The sequence below is a fragment of the Prevotella melaninogenica genome (assembly GCF_018128065.1).
GTDB lineage: Bacteria > Bacteroidota > Bacteroidia > Bacteroidales > Bacteroidaceae > Prevotella.
Map to the genome: position 1 here is coordinate 664,024 of NZ_CP072359.1, position 12,731 is coordinate 676,754.

9 protein-coding genes are annotated in these 12,731 nt (G+C 41.7%); all 9 read left to right on the plus strand.

Going from position 1 to position 12,731, the window contains the following annotated elements; genetic code table 11:
* Positions 1-26: 26 nt before the first annotated feature.
* The 9 genes from J5A56_RS02710 to J5A56_RS02750 all read left to right on the plus strand — a co-directional run bounded on the left by J5A56_RS02710 (position 27) and on the right by J5A56_RS02750 (position 12,728).
* Complete coding sequence (locus J5A56_RS02710) at positions 27-1,673, plus strand: fumarate hydratase (RefSeq protein WP_021672159.1); 1,647 nt, start codon at positions 27-29, stop codon at positions 1,671-1,673.
* A 616-nt stretch (positions 1,674-2,289) separates the two neighbouring features.
* Entirely contained in the window at positions 2,290-3,051 is a 762-nt protein-coding gene (locus J5A56_RS02715) for a GLPGLI family protein (RefSeq protein ID WP_249112054.1), read from the plus strand.
* Positions 3,052-3,061: 10 nt separating this feature from the next.
* Entirely contained in the window at positions 3,062-5,614 is a 2,553-nt protein-coding gene (locus J5A56_RS02720; protein ID WP_211815490.1) for a carboxypeptidase-like regulatory domain-containing protein, read from the plus strand.
* A 49-nt stretch (positions 5,615-5,663) separates the two neighbouring features.
* Positions 5,664-6,383 carry a PH domain-containing protein gene (locus tag J5A56_RS02725; protein WP_021670407.1) on the plus strand — a complete coding sequence of 240 codons (720 nt, stop codon included), beginning with the start codon at positions 5,664-5,666 and terminating at the stop codon, positions 6,381-6,383.
* Positions 6,384-6,920: 537 nt separating this feature from the next.
* Entirely contained in the window at positions 6,921-7,667 is a 747-nt protein-coding gene (locus J5A56_RS02730) for a cell division ATP-binding protein FtsE (protein ID WP_036918332.1), read from the plus strand.
* Between the two features lie 46 nt (positions 7,668-7,713).
* Positions 7,714-9,030, plus strand: a complete 1,317-nt coding sequence (locus J5A56_RS02735; protein ID WP_036918336.1) for an aspartate kinase — start codon at positions 7,714-7,716, stop codon at positions 9,028-9,030.
* 124 nt (positions 9,031-9,154) lie between these two features.
* Positions 9,155-10,312, plus strand: a complete 1,158-nt coding sequence (lysA, locus tag J5A56_RS02740; RefSeq protein ID WP_021670411.1) for a diaminopimelate decarboxylase — start codon at positions 9,155-9,157, stop codon at positions 10,310-10,312.
* A 19-nt stretch (positions 10,313-10,331) separates the two neighbouring features.
* Positions 10,332-11,570: a glycosyltransferase gene (locus J5A56_RS02745; RefSeq protein WP_021670412.1), complete on the plus strand. Its 1,239-nt coding sequence runs from the start codon at positions 10,332-10,334 to the stop codon at positions 11,568-11,570.
* A complete protein-coding gene (locus J5A56_RS02750; protein WP_021670413.1) occupies positions 11,571-12,728 on the plus strand; it encodes a glycosyltransferase in 1,158 nt (385 codons plus the stop codon).
* The last annotated feature ends 3 nt before the right edge of the window (positions 12,729-12,731 follow it).

The following is a 12,731-nucleotide window of genomic DNA, read 5'->3' on the forward strand; positions in this document are numbered from 1 at the left end:
AAGGGCAGACAGGTAAACAAAACATTATGGCAGAATTCAAGTATGCACCCATGTTCCAATTGGGCAAAGATGACACCGAGTATCGTCTGGTATCAAAGGAAGGTATCAGCGTAGGTGAGTTTGAAGGTAACGAAATCCTAAAGGTGAGCAAAGAAGCACTTACTTTATTAGCACAGGAGGCTTTCCACGATTGTGAGTTCATGCTCCGTCGTGCACACAACGAGCAAGTTGCAAAGATTCTGACCGACCCAGAGGCATCAGAGAACGACAAGTACGTAGCTCTCCAGTTCCTACGCAATGCTGAGACAGCTGTGAAGGGTGTACTGCCTTTCTGCCAGGACACGGGTACTGCTATCATTCACGGTGAGAAGGGTCAGCAGGTTTGGACTGGTTTCGAGGACGAGGAGGCACTCTCTCGTGGTGTGTTCAACACCTTTACAGAGGAGAATCTCCGCTACTCACAGAACGCTCCGCTCAATATGTACGATGAGGTGAATACTAAGTGTAACCTCCCTGCACAGATTGACATCGAGGCTGTTGAGGGCGCAGAATATCGTTTCGTAATGGTAGCAAAGGGTGGTGGCTCTGCTAATAAGACCTACTTCTACCCAATGACCAAAGCTACTATACAGAATGAGGGTACGCTCATTCCTTTCCTCGTTGAGAAAATGAAGAGCCTTGGTACTGCTGCTTGTCCTCCTTATCACATCTGCTTCGTGATTGGTGGTACTTCTGCAGAGAAGAATCTCCTCACTGTAAAGCTCGGAAGTATCAAGTATTACGATAATCTTCCTACTACTGGCGACGAGACAGGACGTGCTTTCCGCGACATCGACCTCGAGAAGAAGATTCTCAAAGAGGCTTATAAGATTGGTCTCGGTGCACAGTTTGGTGGTAAGTATCTTGCTCACGACATCCGCATCATCCGTCTGCCACGTCACGGTGCAAGCTGCCCTATAGGTATGGGTGTGAGCTGTTCTGCTGACCGTAACATCAAAGCAAAGATCAACAAGGACGGTATTTGGTTGGAGAAGATGGACACCAACCCAAGCGAGTTAATTCCAGAGGAGTTCCGCAAGCCAGGAGAAGGCGCGAAGGGCGTAGAGATCGACCTCGATAAGGGTATGGATGCTGTTCGTGCTGAGCTGACAAAGTATCCTGTTTCAACACGTGTTAACCTCAAGGGTACTATCATCGTGGCACGTGACATTGCTCACGCTAAGCTCAAGGCTCGTTTGGATGCTGGCGAGGAATTGCCTGATTACATTAAGAATTACCCTGTCCTCTATGCAGGACCAGCCAAGACTCCAGAGGGCTACCCATGTGGTTCAATGGGACCAACTACTGCCAACCGTATGGACCCATACGTTGACGAGTTCCAGGAGCATGGTGGTTCACTCGTGATGATTGCTAAGGGTAACCGTACACAGGCTGTGACAGATGCCTGCCAGAAGCATGGTGGTTTCTATCTCGGTACTATCGGTGGTGTGGCTGCCGTTCTCTCACAGAGCAGCATCAAGAGTATTGAGTGCGTAGAGTATCCAGAACTGGGTATGGAAGCCGTTTGGAAGATTACCGTTGAGGACTTCCCAGCCTTCATCCTTGTTGACGATAAGGGTCACGACTTCTTCAAAGAGTTGAAGCCTTGGACGGGCTGCAGCTGCGAGAAGTAAGCTCTCCCAGCACATAAATCAGCTATACCAACGATGCTATCAAGCGTAAATCGCAGAAAAGGATATCCCTTTCCCTAACGAGACATTGGTATAGCCTCATCTTACAAAGCGGTATAAGACGAACTTTTGCGACGTCTTTATACCGCTTTTTCTTTTGCTTCTTTCCTAAAAAACAAAGCCTCATCGGATGCGAAAAATGTTGACATAAAATCATTAGAAATCCCTCTAAAAACAAAAAAAGCAACCGTACTTAACACATTTATAACCCACAGAGAATCAAACACTTACAAAACACGAAAGTAAAAGGTGCTTACTTGGACTCCAAAAGGGCGTTAGTAACACTTCAATTAACGCCCTTTTAAAAGCCAAAAGGGCGTCTTTTAGAAGACAAAAGAGCATCAATAAAAAAGCACTTTGTGAATTTATTTTACATTAACCACAAAAGCTATAAATACAACTACTATCCCCCTCACATAATACGCAGCAAATTATTGAGCCAAATAGTTGCGCTCTATTGAATATTTCTATATATTTGCAATATCTTAATTAACGAAACCTATAAAGGAAAAAGACTAATGCATAGAGGGTTTTCCGTATACAAGTCAATCAAAAATTAATGATTATGAAATTATACTCCGTCTGTATCACATTTATGTTGTCACTGCTTAGTTGCTTTGGACAAGAGACACATATCATCGAACCGAGCATTCTCGAAATCTGTTATCACACAAAGTATCTTAACAGTTATGATGACTATGCACTTAGGATAGGGAAAAATGTAAGTGAATACTTTAGCTATCATACTTTGCGCTTCGATTCCTTAGGAAGTAACCCTGAGACAGCTTTGGCGATAATTAATGAAAAGATAAAAGCTGCTCGCAATAATAATAAGACTACCCATAAGGTAGAAAGTCCTAATTGTCGTGATTATCTTTACAGAAATCTTGAAGAAGGAAAAATGACAACTTACACACAAGTCTGGGACTCTTATTATAAGATAACAGAAGACATACCCACACCAGAATGGTCTATTCACGAAGACAGTACACGAAGTATCATAGGCTTTAATTGCACGATGGCGACCACACATTTCCGTGGACGAGACTGGAAGGTGTGGTTCAGTGAGGAGATTCCTTTACCGCTCGGTCCGTGGAAATTAGGTGGACTACCCGGTTTAATCTTAGCTGCACATTGCGATGGCTTTTTAGACATAATTGCAAGTAACATTAAAAGAGAACAGTTGTCACCTGTCAAGTTTTATAATTTCTGGGAGAAAAAGTATAAGGATATAGACCGACTCTCTTATTTAAAAAAGGCTTCAGACCCTACGATCTACCCAAAGAATACAACCATGACTCCCAAAATGGAGTTAGAATAAGATATTACTAATGAAGAAATATATTATCTTATGTTTGCTTATCCTACTTGTACAGTCAATAAGTGCACAGAGGATCGTGGAAGGTGTCGTTACTGACGTAGGAGGACACCCTGTGTCTGCAGCTATTATCAAGACTGTAGATGCAACCACAAAAAAGACATTACATTTCTGTCAGACAGATGCTAAGGGGAAGTTTACCATTACAGCACAAGAAGGTAATATTCTATCTATTTCTGCAATAAGCTATAAAAAGCAGGAACTAAAGGTTACAATGGATATGCCTGCACAGCATATCACATTAGAGGAAGATACGAAAACGTTATCAGAGATAACGGTGAAAGCAAAACCAATTAAGATAAAAGGCGATACGATTCAATATCTGCTCACTACCTATAAGAAAGCTGGAGACCGAACATTAGCTGATGTTCTTGCACGTGTCCCTGGTTTTGAGGTGAATAAAGAGAATGGCGAGATACAATACGAAGGAAAGTCTATCAGCAACTTCTATATAGAAGGTATGAATCTGATGGGAGGAAAATATGGCTTGGCAACAAAGTCATTGCCTCAAGATGATGTAGCAACAGTAGAAGTAATGAAGCATCATCAACCTATCCGTGTGTTAGATGATTTTACTTATTCTGACGATAACGCTATCAATATCAGGATGAAGCAAGGGGCTAAGGCACGCTGGATGACGACCTATAGCGGTGGCATAGGACTAAAGAGTCATGGAGGATTGTGGAATTTTGAAACCTTTGCCATGCGCTTAAAGCCTAATTTTCAGACATTTCTTACTTATAAGACAAATAATATAGGTAAGAATATAAGGAGAGAGACGGACAAACTTTTAAGTTTTGATGAGCTACAAAGTCCTTTGTCAGCTATGCTTGCCCTTCCTTCTCCATCGCCTTTATTGCTCAAAGGACGTTCATTATTTAACCGCTCACATGCTGTTAGTTTGAATGCACTACAGCGTATAGATGAAAATTCTCAGGTAAACGTGCAAATTACATTTGCCAATGACCGTAATGAGGCTACCTCTTTGCGCCATTCAGACTTTTATACGAATAGCGGTATAAAGACAATAGAAAACAGAAAACAGTATTTGGAGAAAAGTAACGATCTCTTTGCAAAGATAAAATACGAGAATAACGCTAAAAACCACTATCTTAAAAATGAGCTTTCTGGTGACTTTTCTTGGAACAAACAATGGCTGAATGAACAGGGGACTCATCCTCATAAGATGATGGGTAATCTTCCGATTTATACATTAAAAGATAATTTTAGTATAATGAAGAAATATGGCAAACGCCTTGTTACTCTGCAATCAAAGAATATAATGGATATACGTCCGCAACAACTATATGTCGATTCGCTGGTGCAGTCTATTAATCAACATTACTATGAAACGAATACGGATGTAAGAGGAAGTTTTAGAATAGGTAGATTTATTCTTTCAGGACAAATAGGGGTAAATGCAGGAGAACACCGCTTCACTTCTGATTTAGTGGGAGTTCCAGATAGTATCGGACTACTGATGGGTAAAAGCAGCTTTACATTTGCAAGGTTATATGCCAATCCGAGCATTGAATATATGGTGAAGGACTTTGACTTCACATTATCTGGCGATATGTCGTACAACCATTATAAGTATAGTTTAGATAATGGTCAGTCTAAATTCTTACTCTCTCCTAACCTCCGTATAAGATGGAAAGCCACAGCATCATGGACTTTCTCGGCTGATGCATCCATTAATACAATGCAGATAAATGCTGCCCAATTTTATCCAACTTTGGTACTGCAAGATTATCAATATATGAATAAAGGTCTGGCAGGCTATAATCTAAACAAAGAGAAAAGCGTAGGAATAGGAGTTGTTTATAGCGATGCGCTGAAAGGTACTTCTATACGATTACGCATAACAAGGTCGTTTGGAATCTCTCCTTATACATCAACCCAAGATTATGTGGGCAACTATATCGTAGAATCATTGACTCCAGAAGAAACAAAATACAATAGCTGGAGTATGTTCCTAATGGGTTCACAAGGCATAGGCTTCTTAAAAGGAAAGCTAAATGTAAAGGCTTTATATAATGCCATGAATAGTTATTTGGTTCAGAATAGCCAACGAATGCCTTACGACACAAAGAACTTAAATATAACCTCTAACCTTGATGTTGGTTTAATAAAGGGTATCGATTTAACTTATAAACTTACTTATGGCTTTCATCAGATGAAGATGCCTGCTTTCGGAAAAACGTCTAATCTAAATAGTTGGAAGCATGAGGGAAGCCTTAGACTACCTCTTTGTAAGGTTTTAAGTTTGGAAACTTTGACGGAATACTATCATAACGAGATAGCACAAAAGGAGTTTAAGGATATGTTCTTTCAAGACTTCACTTTGATATTTAAAGCCAAACACTTTGACTTAAGTCTTGCTTGGAATAATGTCTTTAATAATAAAAGCTATAGCTATGGAATTAATAATACGCTTTCAAGTAGCTTTAGCAATCAAGACATTAGAGGTAGAGAGCTGATGCTTAGTTTCTATTATAAACCTTGATAACTAAGTTGTTTGATACTGCATAAATAAACTTAACATAAGTTGAGATATGATAGAGTTCATTGTAATACTACTGATTAGTTTACCACTGATTATCGTCGGATGCACTATCAGTCCAGATACTCCAATTAATTTGGGGACAAGAATACCCCAATCTGAACTCAAGAGTGAAGAGGGTATCAGAAGATTAAAGAGAATAAAGATTGCACTGATGCTGGCAGGAGGCATAACTCTTGCCGGCGGTATATCATGTATCATTTTCGATTGGGAAGAGCTTCTCTTTTGGATTATGCTTATCCCAGTAACTATAGCTGTCATTTACATGCTGTTACAACTGTGTATGATACAAAAGAATAAAAAAGCATATACCATTATCACATTGGTTTTCATCGGTTTCCTTATCATTCTTCCCTTATCGATAATACTTCCAAAGACTGAAAATGACAACGATACTATCATCAAAAAAGACACTTTGTTTATAAAAGGGTCATACGCAAAAGAAATACCAATATCAAGCATAATCTATATAAAAGGAAATGCAATAGTACCTCCAATCGAAATGAGGACAAATGGAATATCATTTGGTGCATATAATGTTGGGCATTTCCGAACAAAAGATGAGAAGGATATTTTATTGTATTTACATTCTGACGAGACGAATGTAACGCACATCAAAACAAGGGACAACGAAGATATATACATCAATTTCAAAGACTCGGCGCGTTCGGTTGACTTTACAAAAGAGTTAAAGGAATTATACCTTCACTAAAAGCGGTACAACTGGCACAACTGGCGAGATTGTATTTGATTGATAAATCGTGCATTTGCACGATATAAAAATATGTCATTGTAAGAATATGTTCTTATGTCATTATAATTATTACATCAGAATATATAAGACTAATTCATTTTCCTGTCATTCCTGTCACAGTTCCTCGATACTTAACTTTCTATCTAACAACACGATACATGAAATGTTAAAAATGACAGCAACTTAAAACAAAACTACTCTTGTGTTTTATGTCATAAAACTTTTCTTCTTAGCGAATACCTATCATTCCAAAATCGGTAAGGGATTTTTTATCATCAGCTTTATACGTACTTATTTTCAGAACCTTTCCCATCTGAGCATAATTCCGAGCTGCGCAGTACGCTGCAGCCAAGTATGAATAAAGTGTAAATGCGTTAAACCTCTTACTTCCTGCATCTATTAAAGTGTTTTTTTGTATCTTTGCAGAATAAATCCTTGCCAATAGGCAATGGACATAAGTATCAATTGACAATAATAAATCATACAGAGATAATCATGTTAATAGACTACAAGAAGGTAAACATATATCAAGACGAGCGCTTAATTCTGAAAGATGTTGACTTTCAGGCAGAAACAGGAGAGTTTATCTATCTCATCGGTCGTGTTGGTTCGGGCAAGAGTTCGCTGTTAAAGACTATCTATGGCGAATTGGATATTGATAGCGAAGATGCTGAGAAGGCTGTCGTTCTCGGTGAGAGTATGCCTAATATCAAGCGCAGTCGTATCCCTGCTCTCCGCAAGCAGATGGGTATTATCTTCCAAGACTTCCAACTCTTGCATGACCGCTCTGTAGCGAAAAACCTCAAGTTTGTCTTGCAGGCAACAGGTTGGACCAGTAGCCAGAAGATTGACCGTCGCATTGAGGAAGTGTTGGCACAGGTGGGTATGACCGACAAGAAGAACAAGATGCCAAGCGAACTCTCTGGTGGCGAACAGCAACGTATAGCTATCGCACGTGCTTTGCTGAACAATCCAAAGATTATCATTGCCGATGAGCCTACGGGTAATCTTGACCCAGAGACAGCTGAGAACATTGTTAGCATACTTAAAGACTCGTGCGAGCGGGGTACGACGGTTATCATGTCTACCCATAACATCAACCTCCTGGACAAGTTCCCGGGTAAGGTTTATCGCTGCAAGGACAACGAGCTCCACCTGCTTACAGACAAAAAAGAAGTGAGCGAATTAGCAGAGGAGACAACCCCTGTGGAGACAATCGACGAGCCCACACAGAACGACTAAGTGCATAGAACCCAGCATAAATCCACATTTAGAAAGATTGAAGATGATGAAAGTAATGAAATTTGGAGGTACATCCGTTGGCTCACCAGAACGCATGAAGGGTGTTGCTTCCTTGATAACAAAGTCTGGAGAACCCACATTCATCGTGCTCTCCGCAATGAGTGGAACGACAAACACATTGATTGAAATATCTGACTACCTCTATCGTAAGAATCCAGAGGGAGCAAACGAACTTATCAACAACCTCGAACAGAAATATCTCCGCCACGTTGAGGAACTTTACTCTACTGAGGAATACAAGCAGAAGACACGCCAGTTCCTGAGTGAGGAGTTCAACTATCTGCGTACCTTCACAAAGGATTTGTTCACTTCATTTGAGGAGAAGAGCATCGTTGCACAGGGTGAGATTCTCTCAACCAATATGGTTGTGAACTATCTGCAGGAGCAGGGCATCAAAGCGACATTACTTTCTGCACTCGACTTCATGCGCACCGATAAGAATGGAGAGCCTGACGGTCAGTATATCAAAGAGCATCTGACAGCTATCATGGAAGAAAATCAGGGCTATCAGATTTATATCACACAGGGTTTCATCTGCCGTAACGCTTACGGAGAGGTAGACAACTTGTTGCGTGGTGGTTCTGACTATACCGCTTCTCTCGTGGGTGCTGCCATCAATGCAGAGGAGATTCAGATATGGACAGATATTGACGGAATGCACAACAATGACCCACGTGTCGTTGAGAAGACAGAGGCTGTACATCAGCTGAACTTTGAGGAAGCATCAGAGTTGGCTTACTTCGGAGCAAAGATTCTCCACCCTACTTGCGTTCAACCAGCTAAGTATGCGAGTATTCCTGTTCGTCTGAAGAACACGATGGACCCAGATGCAGAGGGTACAATCATCAACAACACATTGGTGAGAAGAAAGATTAAGGCTGTTGCAGCCAAAGACAATATCACGGCTATTAAGATTAAGTCAAGTCGTATGTTGGGTGCGTCAGGCTTCTTGCGTAAGGTGTTTGAAATCTTCGAGAGCTATCAGACGCCTATTGACATGATTACTACCAGCGAGGTGGGTGTGTCAATGACCATCGAGAACAACAGCCATTTGGCTGAGATTGTTGATGAGTTGAAGAAGTATGGCACTGTAACTGTTGACACAGAGATGTGTATTGTCTGCGTTGTTGGCGACCTTGATTGGAGCAACGTTGGCTTTGAAACATTGGCAACTGACGCAATGAAGGACATCCCAGTACGTATGATTAGCTATGGTGGCAGCAACTACAACATCTCTTTCTTGATTCGTGAGGCTGACAAGCAGCGTGCTTTGCTGTCACTGTCAAACGTACTCTTTAACTAAAAGAAATATTTATTGTAGGGACGAACGCTCTCGCCTGTTCATTACTGGAAGCAAACAACTGGACATACGAGGGCGTATGTCACCTCTACAACTCAGATAAAAACTACTTCACGACACAACACACATGATACAAAAATTCCCTATAAATAAGTTTGAGAAGATTGAAACTCCTTTTTATTATTACGACTGTGACCTCCTGAGAGAGACTTTACAGACGATTAATAATGAATTGAAAAAATATGAGAACTTCATCGTCCACTATGCTGTTAAAGCCAATGCGAACGCTAAGGTGCTGAATGTTATACAGCAGACCGGTATGGGAGCTGACTGTGTGAGTGGTGGAGAGATACAGCGTTGCTTAGACTGTGGCTTCCCTGCAGACAAGATTGTCTATGCTGGTGTGGGTAAAGCCGACTGGGAAATCAACCTCGGATTAGACCATGACATCTTCTGCTTTAACGTAGAGAGCGTTGCGGAGTTAGAGGTTATCAACGAGCTGGCTGCGAGAAAGGGTAAGATAGCAAACGTATGTTTCCGTATCAATCCTGATGTGAGTGCACATACACATGCGAAGATTACCACTGGATTGGCTGAGAATAAGTTTGGTATTGCCATGCAAGACATGCTGCCTACCATCTTAGCAGCAAGTAAAATGGAGAATATCCACTTTATCGGTTTGCACTTTCATATCGGTTCACAGCTGCTTGAAATGACTGATTTCCGTCACCTTTGCAGCCGTATCAACGAGATACAAGACGGCTTGGAGCAGGAGAATATAAAGATTAAGAACATCAATGTTGGTGGTGGTTTGGGCATCGATTACTACAATCCTGACGCTCACCCCATCCCTGACTTCAAATCTTATTTCTATACCTTCGCACGCTATCTGAAACTAAGAGAGGGACAGAAGCTCCACTTTGAATTGGGTCGTGCAGTAGTAGGACAGATGGGAAGCCTCATCACTCGCACCCTTTATGTGAAGCAAGGAACAGTAAAACAGTTTGCGATTGTCGATGCAGGAATGACCGACTTAATTCGTCCTGCCCTCTATCAGGCGAGCCATAAGATAGAAAATCTGTCAAGTGAGGGTCCGTTACACGCTTATGATGTGGTAGGACCGATTTGCGAATCGAGTGATGTCTTCGCAAAAGACATCGAACTTAATACCGTTCATCGGGGTGATTTGATTGCGATGCGTTCTGCTGGAGCATACGGAGAAATCATGGCTTCGCAATATAACTGTAGAAAACTGCCCGTAGGTTATACCTCTGACGAACTTTAATTAATAAGAAAACGAATAAATGTTCACCTTTGATAATACGACCATCATCATCTCAGTAGTGTTGCTCCTCATCGCATTGCTGACCTCATTACTCAATCCTTTCTTCCGAAAAGTAAGGATTACAGAATATGGCGTGCCAACTTCCACTACCGAAAGTGAAGAAACAAGCGAAGAAGAGCAGCATGTAGAGGAAGAGGATGAAGCATTAGCAGAACCTGTTGTCACTGAAGAACAACGTCCAAACTTCCCCCAAATCTCAATTATCCTTACCCCACATGACAATGCACAGGAACTGGCAAAGAACCTCCCACTCTATCTGAATCAGGACTACCCAACCGACTTTCAGGTGATTGTTGTGGCTCCTCAGAATGATCATGAGACAAGTGATGTGCTGAAACGCTTTGCATCTAACGCCCACCTATACACCACTTTCATTCCCGAGTCATCACGTTATATGAGCAAGAAGAAGCTTGCTATTACCTTAGGTGTGAAGGCTGCGAAGTATGATTGGGTCATAATGGCTGATATATGTTGTTATCCAACGAGTGATAATTGGCTGCAAGTCATTGCTAAAAACTGTCAGGAAGACAAAGAACTCGTTGTGGGTTACACACGTTATGAGGAAGAAACACCAGCCTATCGACACTTTGAACGACATTATTTGGCACGCTATTTCATGCGTGAATATCAGCGTAATAAGGCTTACGCTTGTCCGTTTAACGCTTTAGCTTTTCGCAAAGCCACTTTCTTACGTGAAGAGGGATTCCGTGGAAACCTCAAGTATATACGTGGTGAATACAATTTCATGGTGAACAAATACGCCAAGGGCAACAACCTTGCCTTTGAAAATTCTCCTGAAGGAACACTCATAGAAGAGACACCAACAGAGAAAGTTTGGCTCAACACCCACCTTTTTTATATGGAGAACCGCCAACACTTAAAACGAACAACACAACATCGTTTCCTCCCATATATCGACCAAACGGCTCTGCATGGCAACTATCTCCTGCAATGTATTGCACTTGCTGGCTCACTCCTCCTCGGTATGTGGACTATCGCTGTTGCTGCCGGACTATCGCTTATCATCACAATCATCCTACGTTTAGTCATGGCGAAGAAAGCACTGAGGCGTTTCGACATTGATATTCCGGCATGGAAAATTATCCCATACGAGATTGCTATCGCATGGAAGTTCCTTGGTTACAAGCTAAAATACCATCGTGCAAACAAATATGACTTCATCTCTCACAAACTATAAATGCGCATCATCCATTATATAGACAGCATAAAAGCAGGCTATCTGCTATCTGATTACCTTCTACGACTCACTGCAGCGCAGAAAGAGTATGCTGATGTCAAGACGATTACACAACAGGGCGACTTCAAAAAGATCTTTGCTGACTTCCAACCTGACATCGTTCATATTCACACCTGTTGGGAACATCAAGCTGCCCAACACGCTAATTGGGTTGCAAAGAAGCATTGTGCAGTAGTGTTCTCACCACATTGGGCACTTGATGAGAGAGCCAGAACGACGGAACAGAAGTCTACTAAGAGGGTGAAGACCCTACTCTATCAGGAAAAAATGGTCCAGAAGATGGATGCACTCCTTGTGACTACCGAGCAAGAAAGACAAGGCATTCTGCGCTTAGGATGGACCAAGCGTATTAATATTGTGCAGGATAGCGTCCTAAACAGTTCGTTGAGCGATGACGAGATGGCATTGCAAACGATTTCGTTCTATCGTAAAGTACTTGACACACGCTATCAATTTGCTATGACAGCGATGGAGAAGGATGCTATTCCAAGTTTGTTACACGCTGGCTTGGCACAAGAGACAATCCACAACCTCTTGCCCAGCGACCAGCTTCTAAACCTGCGAAGTCTTAATCCAGAACAATGGAGAAGAATCTTCCTCTATGCCGATGACGAGGGAATAAGAGAGATTGTGGACCACTGTATCAGCCGTCTACAACTCAATGCACCCACTATTGACACCGCTACCATACAACGTTTTCCACTGTTGTCACCGAAGGAAACAACATCAGTTGACACGCAGAAGCTGATAGGAAACCAGCCCATGACACGCCAACGACTCAGTGATTATCAAAACGAGGATGATGCTATCATCAAGAAGATTGCCATAATCATCGCTAACACACGACAGGCAGAACGAAAGAAAAAGCTCTCTCTACGGCTATTGGCTGATTTATACAAAGCTATAAAATATAATGATTACGACGAAGACCGACTTGCTGACGTGCTCCGCCACCTCCGCCTCTATCGTTATTCACGTCGTATGATACAACTCCTTGCGGAGAAGGTGCTTCTAAAAGAGGGATTTATGCCCTTCCCTCCTCGTAATGATAGAAAAACTAAGGGCATCAAAAAGAGTAATTTCGCACAAAGACATTAACAT

Bases quoted from the DNA above. Each gene is read 5' to 3' on its own strand.
- J5A56_RS02710 (WP_021672159.1), top strand. From the start codon at position 27: ATGGCAGAATTCAAGTATGCACCCATGTTCCAATTGGGCAAAGATGAC.
- lysA (WP_021670411.1), top strand. From the start codon at position 9,155: ATGATACAAAAATTCCCTATAAATAAGTTTGAGAAGATTGAAACTCCT.
- J5A56_RS02735 (WP_036918336.1), top strand. From the start codon at position 7,714: ATGAAAGTAATGAAATTTGGAGGTACATCCGTTGGCTCACCAGAACGC.
- J5A56_RS02720 (WP_211815490.1), top strand. From the start codon at position 3,062: ATGAAGAAATATATTATCTTATGTTTGCTTATCCTACTTGTACAGTCA.
- J5A56_RS02745 (WP_021670412.1), top strand. From the start codon at position 10,332: ATGTTCACCTTTGATAATACGACCATCATCATCTCAGTAGTGTTGCTC.
- J5A56_RS02715 (WP_249112054.1), top strand. From the start codon at position 2,290: ATGATTATGAAATTATACTCCGTCTGTATCACATTTATGTTGTCACTG.
- J5A56_RS02725 (WP_021670407.1), top strand. From the start codon at position 5,664: ATGATAGAGTTCATTGTAATACTACTGATTAGTTTACCACTGATTATC.
- J5A56_RS02750 (WP_021670413.1), top strand. From the start codon at position 11,571: ATGCGCATCATCCATTATATAGACAGCATAAAAGCAGGCTATCTGCTA.
- J5A56_RS02730 (WP_036918332.1), top strand. From the start codon at position 6,921: ATGTTAATAGACTACAAGAAGGTAAACATATATCAAGACGAGCGCTTA.